We start from the raw sequence: 17625 nt of genomic DNA, 5'->3' as shown, positions 1-17625 counted from the left end.
GGGCGAGACACAAACTGGTCTCGGCTGCCACAGACAGCCGATCCGGGTCTTGTGTGTCTCTGATGAATCGTGCTTTTTTCTGTAAGAGTCGTGTGGAAGTCGGAAAGAACGAGAGGTCATATGAAACAATGAGTAAAAGATTCATACTTAAATCAAAACAGCATCTAAGTGGTGGTATTATCAAAATTGTCGTAGATACGGAAACAGGTGTAAATTACTTAATGACAAGTGGGATTGGCTTGAACGGAATGACACCGTTGTTAGACAAGGACGGTAAAGTCGTTATTGATAAGCCAATCGACTGAAAAAAGTGCAATTTTTTCTAGTATAAGTACCGCATCTACGAGGTCTCACTTATTCTGCTTTTCCTGAAGGAGTCTTCGTCTTGCACGTTCAACAACGAATCGTTCGACACGAAAAAACCGAAATGTTGAAGTAAATTCACTTCAGCATTCCGGTTTTTTCTGTTTCCTTGATGAATTCTGAGAAGTGGTAGGACTCCGTTGTTCACACGATTGCTACAGGAAAAAGCGCGTGAACAAATCGTGAGGACAATCGTCACGATGCAATCGAATCAGATGAAGCCGACACGTCTTTGCGTGTGTTCCCGCGATAGACGAAGTAAAGCGCAGCAAGCATCGCAAGCAAACCAAGCAGACGTTTTCCGTCGAGCGGGACGACGACGCCACCGAACGCACCGATGTGGTCGATGACCATACCTGCTGCGAGTTGACCGATGACGGTCGCGATACTAGCTGCCGTGACACCAATCTGCGGAACGGCAAGAATCGTCAGGAATAGATAACTGACGCCGAACAGGACAGCACTTAGTTGCCAACGAGGTGCTTCAAGCAAAAGCAAGACGTTTCCTTGTCCGAAGAAGAGGATGGCTAAAGCGAGAATCAGCATCCCCGTGAAGAAGATCAGAAACGTACTTTCGAGAGCCCCTGCCTTTTGACTGAAGGCACCGTTGATGGACGACTGTGCGCTCAGCATGACGCCACCGAGTAATGTAAAACCAAGTAATAAAATATTCACGAGCGAACCTCCTTAAAAGATAAGAAATAGGGCGACGAGCATCAGAGCAGAAGCCATTAGCTTGTCGCGATTGATCGGACGTTTCGGACTACCAAGCCAACCGTTATGTTCGATGACCATACTAGCGACCATTTGACCGAGAATGACACTGATCATGGCGAGACCGACCCCGACGAGTGGAATGCTGATGATCAGGATCGTCAAGTAGATGCTACCGAGTAGACCACCGAGCAAGGTCCATTTCGGTGCGCGGAATGTATAGCCGAGTGAACCCCTTCCGAAGAAGAGGACAATCAATCCGATGATGATCGTACCGGCGAAGAAATTATAAAAGCTACTTTCGAGTTTTCCGACGAAGTTCCCGAGCTCACCATAGATTGCTCCTTCGACACTTAAAGCGATACCCGCAAGTAACGCGAGTGCGTAATACACGATTTTCAACAGAATTCATCCTTTCACAAATCCAAATATCGAGAAATGTCGATATGTAAGGCGAGGAGAACGGATCAAAGTTCTCCTTTGAGGTACGCTGCAAGCTCCTGGATTTTTTCTTCATTTCGCCGGTAATACGTCCATTTGCCGTGACGTTCGGATTCGAGCAATCCGACTTTTTGCAACATCGTAAGATATTGGGAGACGGTCGATTGAGATAAGTTCGCCTTCTCTTGGATATCTCCGACGCAAATGCCTCCCTTGTCCGACAAATTCGTCGCGAGATGGGCCGTCGGCTTATTGAAATGAGTCTCGGGATCCTTGAGCCAGCGTAAGATATCAAGACGTACCTCGTTCGATAATGCCTTGAATAGATCCACTTGATTTGTCATACGCTTAAACTAATCGATGATTCTCGATATGTCAATTCAAGACACTTATGGTTGAACGAATGCATGCTTGAGAAGGCGATGTGTCACTTTAGTTGCTGTATACGGCTCAAAACCGAATCGTTCATAAAAGGTACTGGCATCGTCCGTATAGAGCCAGAGCTCGGAATACGTCAAAAGTGCTTCCGGGATGATTTTCTCAAGTAGTTGCGTACCAACACCGTGGTGTCGTATTTCTGGTAAGACATAGACATGACGAATCCGACCGACGTCATTCGTGCCGGTTTGTTTCATATACCCCCCGCACGCGATGACGTGTCCGGAAAGAGATAAAGCGACGAACAATGCCTCACCATCCTCTTGGAACGTTTCATTTCGCCGTTCGCGTAGCATCCGTTCGATGAAGGGATAGCCTTCCTGTGTACTCTTTGATAAGATTGGTAACCAGTTGAAGGCATCAAAATCGTTGACCCGTTCGATTGTCATCTCCATCTGTCATTCCTCCTTCTTCTCCCTTGGATATTCCTTTTTCGGGAGCGGGAAAAACACGAATCGAGAATCAATTCGAGCTTTTTTTAAATAGAGACTGGATTTTTAAAAGCCGTTTTGCGTATAATGAGAAGTAATGGATTGAACGCAAATGAAAGGAAGTGGCCGTCACAATGAGCCTCAGCCGTTTAAGTAAAGAAGAGATTACTGATCTTTCGCTGATCGAATTCGTCAATGAAATGTTGCAAGAAGCTGGCGAACAGCCAATCACGTTCGATGACATCACGTCAGAAATCGAAAAGTACCATACGTTTACAGATGAAGAAGACAAGTTCGAGAAACTTGCTCAACTCTATACAGACATGAACATCGACGGAAACTTCGTTAACGTCGGAGCGAACCGTTGGTCACTCCGCGCTTGGTATCCGTTTGATAAGTCGGATGAGGATCTCGTCATCGAAGCGCGTCAACGTGGAGAACTCGATGAGTTTGAAGAAGAGTTCAACTATGATGCAGAAGAAGATGAGTTCGAGACGATCGAAGACGATCTCGATACATTCGCGAAGACAGCGGACTATGATTCAGCTGACGACAGCGAAGACGATGATACGTTCAAAAAAGTCGCAGCCATCGATGATCTCGATGACGATCTCGACGAAGAAGACTTAGAAGACTTCGAAGAAGAAGAGGAAGTCTAAGCACGATCAACTACAACTGTACAGCTGCTATTTCCCTATAGAAATGGCAGTTTTTTCGTTGACGGCTGACGAACGAGCGCGAAATTTTTTCTCTGAAAAATTAGGCTTGACGAAGTTTTCCGAATGACGTAAGTTAGTCATGGGCTTCTTTAAGCAACGTGCTTATTTCAGCAAAAGTGTCTCCTAATTATGGGGGCACTTTTGCTTTTTTGTTTTTACCACCTCTGTTTTGTTGAGATGTGAATTAGAGAAGGGAGCAATATTTAACATGACAAAGTATATTTTCGTAACAGGTGGCGTCGTATCGTCACTCGGTAAAGGGATCACCGCTGCATCGCTCGCTCGTCTCTTGAAAAACCGTGGCCTCAACGTCACGATCCAAAAATTCGACCCATACATCAACATCGATCCGGGTACGATGAGCCCGTACCAACACGGGGAAGTATTCGTCACGGATGATGGCGCAGAGACGGACCTTGACCTTGGTCATTACGAGCGTTTCATCGACATCAACTTGAGCCAGAACGCGAACGTCACGTCTGGACGTATCTACTCGACGATCCTCAAGAAGGAACGCCGTGGCGACTACAACGGTGGAACGGTTCAAGTCATTCCGCACATCACGAACGAAATCAAAGACCGTGTCTTCCGTGCTGGAAAAGAAACGGGCGCAGACGTCGTCATCACGGAGATTGGTGGAACAGTAGGGGATATTGAGTCGCTTCCGTTCATCGAAGCCATTCGCCAAGTGAAAAACGATATCGGAAAAGAAAACGTCATGTACGTCCACTGTACGCTTGTTCCGTATCTTGCAGCAGCAGGTGAGCTCAAGACGAAACCGACACAACACAGTGTCAAAGAACTCCGTAGCTATGGTATCCAGCCAGACATCATCGTCTTACGTGCAGAGCACCCAGTCCCACAAGAGATGAAAGATAAAATCGCTCTCTTCTGTGACACACGTCCGGAAGCAGTCATCGAAGCACAAGATGCATCGACGCTCTACGAAGTACCGCTCAACTTGCAACGTCAAGGCATGGACCAACTCGTCTGTGACTACTTCAAGTTCGACACACCAGTTGCTGACATGACGGCTTGGAAACAACTCGTCCACACAGTGACGCACCTCGAGAAGACGACGAAGATTGCACTCGTCGGGAAATACGTCGAATTGCGTGATGCGTACATCTCAGTTGCAGAAGCACTGAAACACGCTGGATTCGCCTTCAACAGTGATATCGAAATCGACTGGATCAACGCAGAAGACGTGACGCGCGAAAACGTCAACGAATTGCTCGGTTCAGCAGACGGAATCCTCGTTCCGGGTGGATTTGGAGAACGCGGAATCGAAGGGAAAATCGAAGCGACACGTTTTGCACGTGAAAACAACGTACCGTTCTTCGGTATCTGTCTCGGTATGCAACTCGCGACAGTTGAATTCGCACGTAACGTCCTCAATCTTGAAGGCGCACACTCAGCGGAAATCGACCCAGCGACACCATACCCGATCATTGACTTGTTGCCGGAACAAAAAGACATCGAGGATCTCGGTGGTACACTCCGTCTCGGACTTTACCCATGTAAACTCGAAGATGGAACGAAAGCACGTGCCGCGTATTCAAGCGAGCTCGTCTACGAACGTCACCGTCACCGTTATGAGTTCGGTAACGAATTCCGTGAGCAGTTCGAAGCAAACGGCATGGTCTTCTCAGGTACGAGCCCAGACGGTCGTCTCGTTGAGATCATCGAGATTCCAGAACACAAATGGTTCGTCGCGTGTCAGTTCCATCCAGAATTGATCTCACGTCCAGAACGTCCACAAGCACTCTTCCATGACTTCATCCAAGCTTCACTTGGTGAATGAAAGGAAAGATAATCAAAGACGCGGTAACCTTCAGCATCATTGAAGGTCACCGCGTCTTTTTTTGATTGATTAAATTAAGAACTACATATTATAGAAGAAAAACGTCAATCCCACTCTTCTGTCATCTCTTGTAGTTGCGTCAAGATATGTGTCAAGAGGAACGCGCAAAGGGCAAGACTCGGCAGTCCGTGACGTGAACCGTCCTCTGCCGGAAGCAATCCTTTATTAAACTTCAATGCGAGCGGTGCAATCGAACGCTCGAGCGTTTCTGTCACGTCACTGAGTGTGACGATCGCATAAGGCGTATGCCATGCGTCATAGCGGGCAAGAGAAGCGAGAAGGTCGGAGCGTTCCGTATCTGGCGTAAAGATTAAGACGCGATCGACAGCGTGCAGTGTCTTTCGATCCTTGATTTTCGTAACCCGTTTCATCTGATCCGGACCTTCTGAGAGCATTGGATAGAGTCCTTCACATTCACCGTAAGCGTCGACATAGACCGTACCTTCCCCGACGAGCGCCTGTGCGAGCAGACGGACGACATCGAATAGTTCGTCTTCCTGTTTTGCGAGTGTTTGCAATTTTCCGTTGAATTGTGTAGCTAAGATTTTCATCAATTTTCTTCATCCTTTCTATGTTTCTCTCAAGGACAGTATAAAGTAAGTTTTGCTTTAGTGTAGAATGGAAATAACTAGAGGGGGAGTGGCAGAGATGAAAGGCAGATTGTTGATCGTCGAGGATGAGCCGGGAATCCGGAATTTGCTTGCACAGTTGTTCCGGGCAGAAGGGTATGAAACGGACGTCGCCGTCGATGGAGAGGAAGCGATCGTCTACTTACAAGGAGCGGCATATGATTTGCTGTTGATGGATGTCAACATGCCGGGGCGGACCGGGATCGAGGTTTTACGTCATCAGGACCGGATCGGACGACGTGTCCGGACGATTTTAATGACGGCACTCGGTGAAAAAGAAGCGATGGAAGAAGCGAAACGATTAGGGGTCGTCGCCTTCTTCGGGAAGCCATTTGACATCTTCGAATTAAAAAAAGAAGTGACTGTGCAAATTTCTCACGATGTAAGCGGTTAATCCTTCACGTCGCCGTCACAAACCAAAAAACCAAGCGAAATGCTGTACGTTCCGATGAATCAGTATGTTATAATCAGTCTGAAATTGCACGAGTTCGTGTAAGCAGCGATCAAAACAGAGGAGGATGTCATTATGCCATTAGTATCTATGACAGACATGTTAAACAAAGCTCTCGAAGGTAAGTATGCAGTAGGTCAATTCAACATCAACAACCTCGAGTGGACACAAGCGATTCTCGGTGCGGCTCAAGAAGAGCAGTCACCAGTCATCCTTGGAGTATCTGAAGGTGCAGCACGCCACATGGGCGGATTCTACACTGTCGTGAAAATGGTTGAAGGTCTCGTACACGACATGAAAATAACAGTTCCAGTCGCAATCCACCTCGACCACGGTTCGAGCGTTGAAAAATGTAAAGAAGCGATCGACGCTGGATTTACATCTGTCATGATCGATGATTCGCACAGCCCGATCGACACAAACATCGAAACAACAAAAGCAGTCGTTGAATACGCTCACGCTAAAGGCGTTTCAGTAGAAGCGGAAGTTGGTACAGTTGGTGGACAAGAAGACGACGTCATCGGTGATGTCATGTACGCGAAACTTGACGAGTGTGTACGCATCGTCAAAGAAACAGGAATCGACACGCTTGCGCCTGCACTCGGTTCTGTTCACGGACCATACAAAGGTGAACCAAACCTCGGATTCAAAGAGATGGAAGAAATCCGTGACGCTACAAACCTCCCACTCGTTCTTCACGGTGGAACTGGAATTCCGACACACGATATCGAAAAAGCGATCTCACTCGGAACTTCAAAAATCAACGTTAACACAGAGAACCAAATCTCATTCGCGAAAGTCGTTCGTGAAGTGTTAGCTGAGAAACCAGAAGCATATGACCCACGCGTATTCATCGCACCAGGTCGTGAAGCAATCAAACAAACTGTCATCGGTAAGATGCGTGAGTTCGGTTCAAGCAACAAAGCTTAATCGACTCCTCTTTAAAGTGCGGTAGACTTCGGTCTACCGTGCTTTTTTCATATCATATGAACGTGTATTCGATGGAAAATAGTAGGACTTCTCGTGAAAAAAACCTATAATAGAGTCGTAAGCGATTTCAAGGGATGAAAGGGGAACGAGAAAGATGAGATTTTTCATTGACACAGCAAACGTAGAGGACATCAAGAAAGCACATAAAATGGGGATTTTAGATGGTGTCACGACGAATCCATCGCTCGTCGCTAAGGAGGGCGTCGATTTCCATACAAGACTTCGTGAAATCTGTGAAATCGTCGGAGATGTCTCTGTCAGCGCTGAAGTCATCGCGCTTGATGCAGAAGGAATGATTCGCGAAGGGAAGGAACTTGCCCAGATTGCACCGAACATTACGGTTAAGGTTCCGATGACTCCGGCCGGACTCGAAGCGGTCGCAGCACTTTCAAAAGAGAAGATCACGACGAACGTCACATTGATCTTCAATCCGAACCAAGCATTACTCGCAGCCCGTGCTGGTGCGACATACGTATCACCATTCCTCGGTCGTCTAGATGACATCGGTCAAGATGGAATGGGGCTCGTCGAGACGATTGCTCAAATTTTCGTCGTACATGATATTCCGACACAAATCATTGCGGCATCGGTCCGGAATCCGGTTCACGTGACGAACGCTGCTCTTGCGGGCGCAGACATCGCGACGATTCCATTCTCGGTCATCGAGTCACTCACACACCACCCACTCACGACGCAAGGAATTGAAAAGTTCCTCGCGGACTGGGAAAAAACGCAGCAATAATCGTAGCGAAGAGAAAGGTTGATGGAACGTGGACATTTTGCATATCGTAGGGCAACAACGCCTAGAAGGAACCGTATCAATCAGTGGTTCGAAGCAAAGCGCCATTCCGTGTCTTGCTGCAGCTCTACTGACGGATCAGATGGTCGTTCTAGAAGGCGTGCCGGAAATTGGCGACGTCGCGACAATGATCGAGATTTTGGAGACGCTCGGCGCGGTCGTGACACGTCAAGGCGATATGGTGACGATTGATCCAAGTCGGGTTGAATCGATGCCGTTAACTGGTGCGGAGACGCGCAAGTTACGCGGATCGATCTACCTTATGAGCGTTCTGGCGGCCAGATTCAAACAAGGAGTCGTCGGTCTGCCTGGGGGTTATGCCATCGGACCACGACCGATTGATTTACACATCAAAGCACTGGAGCGTCTCGGTGTTTCCGTACGTAACGAGCAGGGCGTCCATTACATGCGCGTCGACCGTCTCGTCGGAAACCGAATCTATCTCGATCTTCCGTCATTCGGAGCGACGATCAGTGCTTTACTCGTCGCTGTCTTCGCTGAAGGAACGTCTGTCATCGAAAACGCTGCCTATGATCCAGAAGTCATCGACGTCAGTACGATGCTGACGAACATGGGAGCAAATGTCAAAGGGGCAGGAACGGATGAGATTCGAATCAAAGGTGTCTCACGCCTGAGTGGTTGCCGGCATACCTTGATTCCAGACCGGATGGAAGCAGGAACGTTTTTGACGATGGGCGCGGCACTTGGGCGCGTCACCGTCGATAACGTCATTCCGCTCCATCTCGAGAGCGTTATCCAAAAACTCGAGCGGTATGGTGCGTTGATCGAAGTAACAGATGATTCCGTCACGGCGACATTTCATGAGGCGAAGCCGGTCGATATTCGTGTCTTCCACTACGGTGGATTCCCAAGCGATCTACAACCTGTCATCTCGGCAGCGTTGTTGCAAGCGAAAGGAGCGAGTATCGTTGTCGATAAGTTGTACCCGCAACGTTTCCGACATGTACAGGAGTTGCGGCGCTTAAACGCCCGAATCACGCATGAAGACGCTTCGATCATCATTCGTGGTGGCGAATCCTTACTCGGTACGGAAATCGAGGCACCAGATCCACGCGGTGGCGCAGCACTTGTCTTGGCGGGACTTCTCGCTTCAGGGGAGACGACATTGCACCACGCGGAAGTGCTTGACCAGAGTTACGAACGATTTGATCAGAAGTTGAAGGAACTAGGCGCCCTCGTATGGCGTGAAACGATTTGACCGATTTGTAACAAGGGAGAGGGGACATACACATGGAGAGAAGTCTATCAATGGAACTTGTACGCGTCACGGAGGCGGCAGCACTTGCCTCTGCACGCTGGATGGGAAAAGGATTGAAGAATGAAGCGGATGATGCGGCAACAAGCGCGATGCGTGATGTCTTCGATACGATTCCGATGAAAGGAACCGTCGTCATCGGGGAAGGCGAGATGGATGAAGCACCGATGCTTTACATTGGAGAAAAGCTAGGAAATGGGTATGGACCACGACTTGACGTCGCTGTCGATCCGCTCGAAGGAACGAATATCGTCGCAAAAGGAACATGGGGCGCACTTGCTGTCCTCGCTGTTGCGGATGCGGGAGATTTACTCCATGCACCGGACATGTACATGGATAAGATTGCAGTTGGTCCGGAAGCAGCAGGACACATCAGTCTGGATGCGACGATTGAAGAAAACATCGCAGCAGTCGCAAAAGCGAAGAACAAGGAAATCGAAGACGTCGTCGTCTCGATCCTTGATCGCGAACGTCATGAAGAAATCATTCAACGGATTCGGGCAACAGGGGCACGGATTCGCTTGATTGGTGACGGTGACGTTGCTGGTGCGATCAATACGGCGTTCCCGCATACAGGGATTGATATCTTGCTTGGTTCAGGTGGCGCACCGGAAGGCGTTCTTGCTGCCGTTGCCTTAAAGTGTCTCGGTGGAGAGCTCCAAGGGCGCTTGTTACCAGCAGACGATGCCGAGATTGAACGTTGTAAGAAGATGGGCATCGAAGATCCATCGAAGATTCTCATGATGGACGATCTCGTCGCAGGAGACGACTGTATCTTTGCTGCGACAGGGGTCACGGACAGTGAGTTGATGAAAGGTGTCCAGTTCACGGCACAAGGCGGTCAGACACACTCTGTCGTCATGCGTGCGAAATCCGGAACGGTTCGTTTCGTTGAAGGCATTCACTCGTTTAAGAAAAAACCGAAGCTTGTCATTAAGTAAAAGAGAAGGACTCATACGTGAGGACTTGATCGATAAAAAAGAGTTGGTGTTTCGGATAATTTCCGAAACACCAACTCTTTTTGCTATGTTTCTAGGAATCAAGACGTTCATCCTCAACTCCTAGAGGAAAAGGAAACGTGCTAACGTTTTCCGCTTCGTTAATTCGTATGGGAAGATTGCAGCACCTCCGAATCGCTCGACATGAAACTTCGTTTTGAAGAGCATTGCCGCACGTTTGACGAGCAGGACGTGATCTCCTGATCGTGCATGAAGATAAGCGAATTCACGACTAAGACCTCTTGAAGCACCTATGATGAAGACATGTATCCTATTTCCTTCTTATGAATTGAATAAGATGAAAAAAAGCGATCGAGCCAATGCTCAACCGCTTTGAGATGATGAATTATAGGTAAGATCCTGCGCCGACAAGGCGTGAACCCCAGTACCCTGATTTGAAGCTTGAGTATTTAACGCCACCTGTTTCTGAGTTAACCATGCTTGACTTGCTTGTTGCGATCCCGACGTGTTGAATGCCGCTACCGTGTGAGAAGAAGACAAGATCTCCTGGTTGTACGCTTGAAACGCGGACTTTCTTAGAAGAAGAATATTGTGAAGAAGACGTACGTGGCAATGTTTTACCAGCCGCTTTCTTGTAAACGTAGCTTGTGAAACCAGAGCAGTCGAATCCACGAGTCGTTGTTCCGCCCCATACGTATGGTGTACCTTTATGTTTTGCTGCTTCGTTCAGGATTTTCGTCCGTTTAGAAGATGTGCTTGTTGATTTTTTAGCGCTTGAAGATGATTTGTATGTCTTTGTGTATTGTGAGAAGACATAACGTGTTTTACCGCCGTATGAGATTTTTGTCCAGCTGCCTGATTTGCCTTTGTATGTAAAGACTTGACCAGCGTTGACTTTCCCGACGATGCTTGCTTTCGTAGAAGGAGCTGTCCGAACACGAAGACCGTTGTCCGTGATCTTGACTTTCGTGACTGTTGCTGCTTCAACTTTACCTGTACCCACTGATGTAAAACCTGAAACCACTAAGGCTGCTGTCGCGATCGATGCTAGAAAACGTTTCATGTTAAGAATTCCTCCGTTTTAATGTAGTGTTGCGTCCGTAAGTTATATGATGAAATCATTAAGTGTGTAATTAAGCAGTGAACCTTACAACTGTGTAAGAATTTTGTCTGCAGGAATATCTTAGCATGTGCGCCCTTAAAAACGTTTTTTCAGTTAGAAGACAAAATAGATGCTTTTGTAACATAACTGAAATAATATCCTTGAATATTACAAAGTAAGAAACGCAAAGGATTGTTGACGACGAATTTTAAAAAATATGATACCTTTAGTTCACGAAAGAAATTACATACCTCCTGATGTATGTATGGAAGTATGCTGAATGCAGTTGAATTTATAAAGAATAGGTGAAAAACATGCCAACAACTGATAAAAAAGATAAACCTGAACGTTCCTATACTTTGGCTCAATTGAGCCAGCTGACATTAAAAGAATTGTATGAAATCGCAAAGACGAAGAATGTCCCGCAATATCGAGAAGCCCGTAAGCGTGAGTTGATGTTCAAGATTCTAAAAGCACAGGCGGAATCAACAGGTCTTTATTTCCTCGAAGGGGTACTTGAAGTCATCCCTGGTAATCCACAAATGCAAAACGATGGTGGCTTCGGCTTCCTTCGCCCTATCAATTATTCCCAATCCTCTGAAGATATCTATATCGCCGCTTCTCAAATCCGACGCTTCAATCTACGTAATGGTGATGTCGTCACAGGTAAAGTACGCCCACCGAAGGAAAACGAACGTTTCCAAGGGTTACTTAGTGTGGAAGCCGTCAACGGCGAAGCACCGGATACAGCGCGTAACCGTTTGTTCTTCCCGGCGCTGACACCGATCTATCCGGATCGTTTAATGCGTCTTGAGACAGAGCCGCGTCATTTATCGGTTCGTGTCATGGATATGATTGCACCAGTTGGGTTTGGACAACGCGGTTTGATCGTCGCACCACCAAAAGCAGGAAAGACGTCACTCCTCAAAGAAATCGCGAACTCGATTCAAGAGAATCATCCGGATGTCGAGCTGATCATTCTATTGATCGATGAGCGACCAGAGGAAGTAACTGACATCGAGCGTTCGGTTCCAGGAGCAGATGTCGTCAGTTCAACGTTCGACGAAACACCGGACAACCATGTCCGGATTTCTGAACTTGTCCTTGAACGGGCGATGCGACTTGTCGAACATAAAAAAGATGTCGTCATCTTGATGGATTCGATCACGCGTTTGACTCGTGCGTATAACTTAACAGTGCCGCAAAGCGGACGGACGCTTTCAGGGGGGATTGACCCAGCAGCGTTCCACAAACCAAAACGGTTCTTTGGTGCGGCGCGAAACATCGAACATGGTGGCAGTTTGACGATTCTTGCGACGGCACTCGTCGAGACGGGATCCCGCATGGATGACGTCATCTATGAGGAATTCAAAGGAACAGGAAACATGGAGCTACATCTCGATCGTAAGCTGTCGGAACGCCGAATCTTCCCGGCAATCGACATTCGCAAATCAGGTACGCGGAAGGAAGAACTCTTGCTTCCGAAAGAGCAACTCGATGCGCTCTGGACGATTCGTCGGACGATGAACGAGTCGAACGAGTTCGTCGATACGTTCCTGCGTAAGATTCGCGACACGAAAAATAATGAAGAATTTTTTGCTGAACTTGAGAAAGAAAAGAAGAAGACGGTCCGACGTGCACCTGCTAAACCGCGTACCGTCAAGAAGGAAACGACGACGGAAAAATAACTATTGCGACGCGTAAAAAAATCGTTTAGTATAGGAAGGTAACTTACTCTGGCTCAGCAAATGGACCAGGGCGGAAGGAGAGAAATCAACCATGAAACAAGGAATTCACCCTAACTACAACAAAGTAGTATTTATGGATTCAACGACTGAGTACAAATTCTTAAGCGGTTCTACTCGTTCTTCGAACGAAACGATCACTTGGGAAGATGGTAACGAGTACCCACTCATCCGTGTGGATGTGTCTTCAGACTCGCACCCATTCTATACAGGTCGTCAAAAGTTCAACGCGGCAGATGGTCGTGTCGATCGCTTCAACAAAAAATACGGCCGCAAGTAATTACTTGCCGGTTCTTAAAAAGCAGCCTGCCTCCATTACGGAAGCAGGCTGTTTTTGTATAGGCTGAATTGCGAACGGTACGTAAGGTACGTCTTTAAGACGAACGAGAAAGCAATCCCGCCGACAATCCCGATCAAGTACGGCATGGCTTCTGGATGTGCCAAGATGTAGTCGACGACTTTGTGGAACGAGATATGACGACCAACAAAGTAGCCGGCGCCCAAGAACACACTGACCCAAATCAAAGCACCTGTATACGCGTAACTCGCAAAAATGCGAAACGGCATTTTTGAAACACCTGCAAAAAAGGCAGAGAGTTGGCGAAGACCAGGTATGTAGTAACCGATGATCAAGACCGATTTGCCGTAACGACGAAATCCGGCTTCAGCGGAGAGAATGTGTTTTTCTGAGATGCGCATCTTTGGTCCGACGCGATGCAACAGGGGCATGCCGAGTTTTAAGCCCAGCACGTAGCTAATCGTCATTCCGATGCAACTGCCAGCGTAAGCGGCAAGAATCGTACCGAACAGCGGTAGATTGCCTTGATGCATCCAAAAACCGGACAGGACGAGCAAGGTCTCATCAGGAACCGGCAATCCCACGATACCACCTGCGAGAAGGACGGAAAGACCAAGGGCGCCATATTGGTGCAGAATGTCATGTAAGAGATGAGGAATCGGGGACACCTTCTTTCGCGAGAATCTTCTTCTTTAGTGTACAGGAAATGGATGAAGGTTGGAATGAAAGGACAAAAATTCTAGGTAAAGAAAAAATGAATTTTGATTTCCGGAAGTCAACCCTTTTTCTCAATACCGTTTCGAGCTATACTCGTTAAAGTGACTATTTTTAGAGGACGGTGTCGGACGATGATGCATGTAATAAATCAGTACGGCTGGATCGAAGTAATTTGTGGTAGTATGTTTTCCGGGAAATCGGAAGAGTTGATTCGTCGTGTCAGACGGGCACAGTACGGCAAACTGCCCGTTCAAGTATTCAAGCCGGCAATCGACGACCGGTACCATGAAGAGCATGTCGTCTCTCACATCGGAAATTCCATCGTGGCGATTCCAATGGCGACGAGTCGTGATCTCTATGCAGCAGTAGCGGAAGAAACACAAATTGTCGGAATTGATGAAGTTCAATTCTTTGATGATGAGATCGTTCAAGTCATCGAAGCACTTGCGCAAGACGGAAAACGCGTCATTTGTGCAGGACTCGATCAGGATTTCCGGGCAGAGCCATTTGGCAAGATGCCGGAATTACTGGCGCGCGCAGAATTTGTGACGAAACTTCAGGCGATCTGTCTCTCATGTGGCGATCCGGCTTCCCGGACACAACGTTTGATTGATGGAAAACCAGCGAACTATGATGATCCGATCATTTTAGTCGGCGCTTCAGAATCGTATGAGCCACGGTGCCGCCACTGCCATGAAGTGCCAGGAAAGCCGAAGCCGCTCCAAACGATGCAACACCAAAAAGGATAAACAAAAAAGACGAACCGATGATGGTCGTCCTTTGATGTAACAGCTGTTCGCTTCTAAGTGAAGACGAATAGCTGTTTTTTTTATCCCGTTTCCTGTGAGAAACGACTCGAGCGTTCGATGAAACGAATCGTCTCACGCACGATCAAATCCTGATCATGATCGAGGGTCGCGACGTGGTACGAGTTGAGGAGACAGTAGATTCGTTTATCATTCGTCCCGATGTGCTGGTGCAGATAATCCGAGCTCGACGGCGGAACGACGTGATCGGTCGCCGAGTAGAGAATCAATGTCGGCAGGAGAATGGATCCGAGGCGTCCTTTTGTCTCATCCATTAGACGGACGAGTTCGAACGCACAACGGATCGGAACGAGGTCATAAATGATTTCGAAGGCTGCTCGCTTAATGTCCGGTGCCCCTTCCGGTAAGTACTGTGGACCGTCCTCGAACGAAAGTGCTTCATAGGATGGAACGGAGAGAGCGGCATTGATCGTAATGATGCCTGAAAATGGAATCCCGTCAGCGGCGAGCGATAGTGCGAGCGTCGCGCCCATTGATTGACCGATGACGAAGACTTGATCGCATGTTTCTTGTAAACGTGCATAGCCGTCTTGCAGGCTTTGCTTCCAACATCGAGCAGTCGATTGTTCAAACTCGCGGACGTTCGTTCCATGTCCACGTAAGCGCGGGGCATAGACGGTAAAACCTTCGGCAGCAAATGCCTCACCGACGTCCCGGACACTCTGCGGAGTGGCGTTAAAACCATGACAGATTAGAATGCCGATCGGTCCACCTTGAAGATAAAATGCTTCAGCACCAGTCAATACAGGATAGTTCATCATTACTATTTTTCCTCCATTCATGAAAAAAACTCGTCGACGTCACTGCTTGGACGCCCACGAGTTTTTCACCGTATCATCCAAAGCCGCGCTTTGCTGGTCGGAGCACCTTACAGATTGCAGGTTGCCGTGAAGTCATAGAGCCAGGTCTCTCGTTCACTCTTGATAAATATCATATTGGAATTGTCGGATTAATCATTGAAACGATGGTAGCACGACCGAAAATGACTTGTCAAATCGTTCTTGACGAATCATGATCCGTTCAGTAAGCTAACTCATAACTTGTTCATCCATCGATATGCGCCAAATGGATTATTTTTGAAAAGTTGGTTGACTTTTAAAGGTTCGACCCGTAATGTAAAAATTAGTTTTACGACATAAGCAACAACACAACAACACACATACGAATTTCATACCGCAATACTTATCCAGAGAGGTGGAGGGACTGGCCCTACGAAACCTCGGCAACAGACTCATTATGAGCACTGTGCCAATTCCATCAGACAGATGTCTGAGAGATGAGTGGAGTGGATTCTGCCACTGTGCGGATCCAGGTCTCTTCTTGTTTCTCAAGAAGGGGCCTTTTTTGTTGAACGAAGGGGGAAAACGGAATGATTGCATTTCATCAAGTCAAAAAAACGTACGTCACGAAAGATCAGACGATTGCAGCGCTCGACGGTGTCGACCTGACGATCGAAAAAGGTGAAATCTTTGGGGTCATCGGTTTTAGCGGTGCCGGAAAAAGTTCACTGCTCCGCTGCGTCAATCTGTTAGAACGACCGACGTCAGGAACGGTGACGGTCGATGGGGAAGATTTAACGCAACTGTCTCCGAAAAAGTTACGCCAAGCAAAACAACGGATCGGGATGATCTTTCAGCACTTCAATCTGTTGAATGCGAACACGGTCTTTACGAATGTCGCGAAACCACTCGTTCTCGCAGGCGTCAAGAAAGACGAAATTCGCCGCCGGGTGACGGAGTTACTCGAATTCGTCGATCTCGCGGACAAAGCAGATCATTATCCGGATCAATTGTCGGGTGGGCAGAAACAGCGCGTTGGTATCGCCCGGGCACTCGCGACGCAACCTTCCGTCCTTTTATGTGACGAAGCGACGTCAGCACTTGATCCCCAAACGACACATCATATTCTTCAGTTATTAAAACGGATCAATGCCGAGTACGGGATAACGATTCTCTTGATCACCCACGAGATGGGCGTCATCCGGGAGATTTGCGACCGGGTCGCCGTCATTGAAGCTGGAAAGTTGATCGAGTCAGGAACGGTCTTTGATGTCTTTTCAAACCCGCAGACTGAGACAGCGAAAAATTTCGTTCGCTCCGTCATGCATGACGAGATTCCAGCGTCGATTCGTCAGTTGATCGAGTCCCGGAATGCGAATCCAATCTATAAGATTCACTTCCTTGGACATCACACCGGACAACCACTCTTATCGCAAGTCGCAAAACGCTTCGACGTCGATGTCAATATCCTGCACGGTAGCATCACGGAGTTGCAGGATACGCCGTTCGGCACATTACTCGTTGAACTGATCGGTGAGACGACAGAAGTGAAACGAACGTTACAGTACATCGATCAGGCGCAGGTAACCGTTGAGGAGGTGCTCGCTGATGCTAGTTAACTACAGTGATATCTGGACAGCATTCTTGCAGACGATGACGATGGTATCCGTTTCGCTCTTGTTCTCGACCTTGATCGGCTTACCACTCGGTATCCTGCTTGTCGTCACGCGAAAAGGAGCGTTACTTGAAAATGTTCCGTTGTTCACGTTCTTCAACAGTATCGTCAATATTTTCCGCTCGATTCCGTTCATCATCTTACTTGTTGCGATCATCCCGTTGACACGGTTGATCGTCCAGACGTCGATCGGAACAGAAGCCGCCATCGTTCCACTCGTCTTTTATGCCGCCCCGTATATGGCACGGCTGATCGAGAGTTCCTTACTTGAAGTCGACAAAGGTGTCCTTGAGGCAGCAGAAGCGATGGGGGCGACGCCATTCCAAACGATTTTCCGCTTCCTTCTGCCGGAAGCACTCGGTTCACTCATCCTTAACTTAACGATTGCAACAGTCGGCTTGATCGGGG

General features: G+C 47.9%; 21 protein-coding genes and 2 riboswitches. Of the genes, 13 read left to right on the top strand and 8 right to left on the bottom strand.

Going from position 1 to position 17625, the window contains the following annotated elements:
- Nucleotides 1–128: 128 nt before the first annotated feature.
- Nucleotides 129–305 (top strand): DUF6440 family protein, encoded by a 177-nt coding sequence (locus tag B3M90_RS12925; protein ID WP_290784380.1) that lies wholly within the window; start codon nucleotides 129–131, stop codon nucleotides 303–305.
- 253 nt (nucleotides 306–558) lie between these two features.
- Here the strand turns inward: B3M90_RS12925 and B3M90_RS12920 are convergent, their stop codons facing one another.
- The 4 genes from B3M90_RS12920 to B3M90_RS12905 all read right to left on the bottom strand — a co-directional run bounded on the left by B3M90_RS12920 (nucleotide 559) and on the right by B3M90_RS12905 (nucleotide 2351).
- Complete coding sequence (locus B3M90_RS12920; RefSeq protein WP_290784378.1) at nucleotides 559–1038, bottom strand: DMT family transporter; 480 nt, start codon at nucleotides 1036–1038, stop codon at nucleotides 559–561.
- Between the two features lie 12 nt (nucleotides 1039–1050).
- Nucleotides 1051–1479, bottom strand: a complete 429-nt coding sequence (locus B3M90_RS12915; RefSeq protein WP_035410744.1) for a DMT family transporter — start codon at nucleotides 1477–1479, stop codon at nucleotides 1051–1053.
- Nucleotides 1480–1544: 65 nt separating this feature from the next.
- The gene (locus tag B3M90_RS12910) at nucleotides 1545–1862 is read right to left on the bottom strand and encodes an ArsR/SmtB family transcription factor (protein WP_035410742.1); all 318 of its coding nucleotides are present in this window, start codon (nucleotides 1860–1862) and stop codon (nucleotides 1545–1547) included.
- A gap of 45 nt (nucleotides 1863–1907) precedes the next feature.
- Complete coding sequence (locus B3M90_RS12905) at nucleotides 1908–2351, bottom strand: GNAT family N-acetyltransferase (RefSeq protein ID WP_056064132.1); 444 nt, start codon at nucleotides 2349–2351, stop codon at nucleotides 1908–1910.
- A gap of 170 nt (nucleotides 2352–2521) precedes the next feature.
- Between B3M90_RS12905 and rpoE the strand changes: the two genes are divergently transcribed.
- Entirely contained in the window at nucleotides 2522–3046 is a 525-nt protein-coding gene (rpoE, locus tag B3M90_RS12900; protein ID WP_023469562.1) for a DNA-directed RNA polymerase subunit delta, read from the top strand.
- 268 nt (nucleotides 3047–3314) lie between these two features.
- Nucleotides 3315–4910 carry a CTP synthase gene (locus B3M90_RS12895; RefSeq protein ID WP_047394418.1) on the top strand — a complete coding sequence of 532 codons (1596 nt, stop codon included), beginning with the start codon at nucleotides 3315–3317 and terminating at the stop codon, nucleotides 4908–4910.
- 104 nt (nucleotides 4911–5014) lie between these two features.
- Here the strand turns inward: B3M90_RS12895 and B3M90_RS12890 are convergent, their stop codons facing one another.
- On the bottom strand, nucleotides 5015–5521 hold the full coding sequence (locus tag B3M90_RS12890; RefSeq protein WP_241492556.1) for a DUF2529 family protein: 507 nt from the start codon (nucleotides 5519–5521) through the stop codon (nucleotides 5015–5017).
- Nucleotides 5522–5618: 97 nt separating this feature from the next.
- Here B3M90_RS12890 and B3M90_RS12885 point away from each other — a divergent pair, with 97 nt between their 5' ends.
- The 5 genes from B3M90_RS12885 to glpX all read left to right on the top strand — a co-directional run bounded on the left by B3M90_RS12885 (nucleotide 5619) and on the right by glpX (nucleotide 10056).
- Nucleotides 5619–5993, top strand: a complete 375-nt coding sequence (locus tag B3M90_RS12885; protein ID WP_214852070.1) for a response regulator — start codon at nucleotides 5619–5621, stop codon at nucleotides 5991–5993.
- A gap of 132 nt (nucleotides 5994–6125) precedes the next feature.
- Nucleotides 6126–6980: a class II fructose-1,6-bisphosphate aldolase gene (fba, locus tag B3M90_RS12880; protein WP_058704156.1), complete on the top strand. Its 855-nt coding sequence runs from the start codon at nucleotides 6126–6128 to the stop codon at nucleotides 6978–6980.
- Nucleotides 6981–7134: 154 nt separating this feature from the next.
- Nucleotides 7135–7782 (top strand): fructose-6-phosphate aldolase, encoded by a 648-nt coding sequence (fsa, locus tag B3M90_RS12875; protein ID WP_023469552.1) that lies wholly within the window; start codon nucleotides 7135–7137, stop codon nucleotides 7780–7782.
- Between the two features lie 28 nt (nucleotides 7783–7810).
- Nucleotides 7811–9058, top strand: a complete 1248-nt coding sequence (gene murA / locus B3M90_RS12870; RefSeq protein WP_290784374.1) for a UDP-N-acetylglucosamine 1-carboxyvinyltransferase — start codon at nucleotides 7811–7813, stop codon at nucleotides 9056–9058.
- Between the two features lie 32 nt (nucleotides 9059–9090).
- The gene (gene glpX / locus B3M90_RS12865) at nucleotides 9091–10056 is read left to right on the top strand and encodes a class II fructose-bisphosphatase (protein WP_035410722.1); all 966 of its coding nucleotides are present in this window, start codon (nucleotides 9091–9093) and stop codon (nucleotides 10054–10056) included.
- A gap of 403 nt (nucleotides 10057–10459) precedes the next feature.
- On the opposite strand, the gene B3M90_RS12860 is transcribed toward glpX, so the two are convergent.
- Nucleotides 10460–11137, bottom strand: a complete 678-nt coding sequence (locus B3M90_RS12860; protein WP_214728403.1) for a C40 family peptidase — start codon at nucleotides 11135–11137, stop codon at nucleotides 10460–10462.
- A gap of 353 nt (nucleotides 11138–11490) precedes the next feature.
- Between B3M90_RS12860 and rho the strand changes: the two genes are divergently transcribed.
- Together rho and B3M90_RS12850 are read left to right on the top strand one after the other, a co-directional pair.
- The gene (gene rho / locus B3M90_RS12855) at nucleotides 11491–12864 is read left to right on the top strand and encodes a transcription termination factor Rho (protein ID WP_035410716.1); all 1374 of its coding nucleotides are present in this window, start codon (nucleotides 11491–11493) and stop codon (nucleotides 12862–12864) included.
- A 91-nt stretch (nucleotides 12865–12955) separates the two neighbouring features.
- Nucleotides 12956–13201: a type B 50S ribosomal protein L31 gene (locus B3M90_RS12850; protein ID WP_023469546.1), complete on the top strand. Its 246-nt coding sequence runs from the start codon at nucleotides 12956–12958 to the stop codon at nucleotides 13199–13201.
- A gap of 35 nt (nucleotides 13202–13236) precedes the next feature.
- Here B3M90_RS12850 and B3M90_RS12845 read toward each other — a convergent pair whose 3' ends face one another.
- Nucleotides 13237–13887: a DedA family protein gene (locus B3M90_RS12845; protein ID WP_290784372.1), complete on the bottom strand. Its 651-nt coding sequence runs from the start codon at nucleotides 13885–13887 to the stop codon at nucleotides 13237–13239.
- Between the two features lie 183 nt (nucleotides 13888–14070).
- On the opposite strand from B3M90_RS12845, the gene B3M90_RS12840 reads away from it, so the two are divergent.
- Nucleotides 14071–14685, top strand: a complete 615-nt coding sequence (locus tag B3M90_RS12840; protein ID WP_290784413.1) for a thymidine kinase — start codon at nucleotides 14071–14073, stop codon at nucleotides 14683–14685.
- 80 nt (nucleotides 14686–14765) lie between these two features.
- Here the strand turns inward: B3M90_RS12840 and B3M90_RS12835 are convergent, their stop codons facing one another.
- Nucleotides 14766–15524, bottom strand: coding sequence for an alpha/beta hydrolase (locus B3M90_RS12835; RefSeq protein WP_290784370.1), 759 nt, complete (start codon nucleotides 15522–15524; stop codon nucleotides 14766–14768).
- A 67-nt stretch (nucleotides 15525–15591) separates the two neighbouring features.
- Nucleotides 15592–15693, bottom strand: a riboswitch (SAM riboswitch).
- Between the two features lie 249 nt (nucleotides 15694–15942).
- Nucleotides 15943–16046, top strand: a riboswitch (SAM riboswitch).
- Nucleotides 16047–16132: 86 nt separating this feature from the next.
- On the opposite strand from B3M90_RS12835, the gene B3M90_RS12830 reads away from it, so the two are divergent.
- Together B3M90_RS12830 and B3M90_RS12825 are read left to right on the top strand one after the other, a co-directional pair.
- On the top strand, nucleotides 16133–17161 hold the full coding sequence (locus B3M90_RS12830) for a methionine ABC transporter ATP-binding protein (RefSeq protein ID WP_290784368.1): 1029 nt from the start codon (nucleotides 16133–16135) through the stop codon (nucleotides 17159–17161).
- Nucleotides 17151–17625, top strand: a 475-nt coding sequence (locus tag B3M90_RS12825; protein WP_290784366.1) for a methionine ABC transporter permease, incomplete at its 3' end; no start/stop codon positions are given. The genes B3M90_RS12830 and B3M90_RS12825, both read left to right, overlap by 11 nt.

The sequence above is a fragment of the Exiguobacterium sp. UBA6309 genome (assembly GCF_002439205.1).
Taxonomy (GTDB): Bacteria; Bacillota; Bacilli; order Exiguobacteriales; family Exiguobacteriaceae; genus Exiguobacterium_A.
This window is presented reverse-complemented; position numbering and strand designations above follow the sequence as displayed.

Coding starts and splice junctions, on each gene's coding strand:
- B3M90_RS12840 (WP_290784413.1), top strand. CDS start 14,071: ATGCATGTAATAAATCAGTACGGCTGGATCGAAGTAATTTGTGGTAGT.
- B3M90_RS12890 (WP_241492556.1), bottom strand. CDS start 5,521: ATGAAAATCTTAGCTACACAATTCAACGGAAAATTGCAAACACTCGCA.
- rpoE (WP_023469562.1), top strand. CDS start 2,522: ATGAGCCTCAGCCGTTTAAGTAAAGAAGAGATTACTGATCTTTCGCTG.
- fsa (WP_023469552.1), top strand. CDS start 7,135: ATGAGATTTTTCATTGACACAGCAAACGTAGAGGACATCAAGAAAGCA.
- B3M90_RS12895 (WP_047394418.1), top strand. CDS start 3,315: ATGACAAAGTATATTTTCGTAACAGGTGGCGTCGTATCGTCACTCGGT.
- rho (WP_035410716.1), top strand. CDS start 11,491: ATGCCAACAACTGATAAAAAAGATAAACCTGAACGTTCCTATACTTTG.
- B3M90_RS12885 (WP_214852070.1), top strand. CDS start 5,619: ATGAAAGGCAGATTGTTGATCGTCGAGGATGAGCCGGGAATCCGGAAT.
- B3M90_RS12925 (WP_290784380.1), top strand. CDS start 129: ATGAGTAAAAGATTCATACTTAAATCAAAACAGCATCTAAGTGGTGGT.
- B3M90_RS12830 (WP_290784368.1), top strand. CDS start 16,133: ATGATTGCATTTCATCAAGTCAAAAAAACGTACGTCACGAAAGATCAG.
- B3M90_RS12850 (WP_023469546.1), top strand. CDS start 12,956: ATGAAACAAGGAATTCACCCTAACTACAACAAAGTAGTATTTATGGAT.
- B3M90_RS12905 (WP_056064132.1), bottom strand. CDS start 2,351: ATGGAGATGACAATCGAACGGGTCAACGATTTTGATGCCTTCAACTGG.
- fba (WP_058704156.1), top strand. CDS start 6,126: ATGCCATTAGTATCTATGACAGACATGTTAAACAAAGCTCTCGAAGGT.
- B3M90_RS12910 (WP_035410742.1), bottom strand. CDS start 1,862: ATGACAAATCAAGTGGATCTATTCAAGGCATTATCGAACGAGGTACGT.
- glpX (WP_035410722.1), top strand. CDS start 9,091: ATGGAGAGAAGTCTATCAATGGAACTTGTACGCGTCACGGAGGCGGCA.
- B3M90_RS12860 (WP_214728403.1), bottom strand. CDS start 11,137: ATGAAACGTTTTCTAGCATCGATCGCGACAGCAGCCTTAGTGGTTTCA.
- B3M90_RS12835 (WP_290784370.1), bottom strand. CDS start 15,524: ATGATGAACTATCCTGTATTGACTGGTGCTGAAGCATTTTATCTTCAA.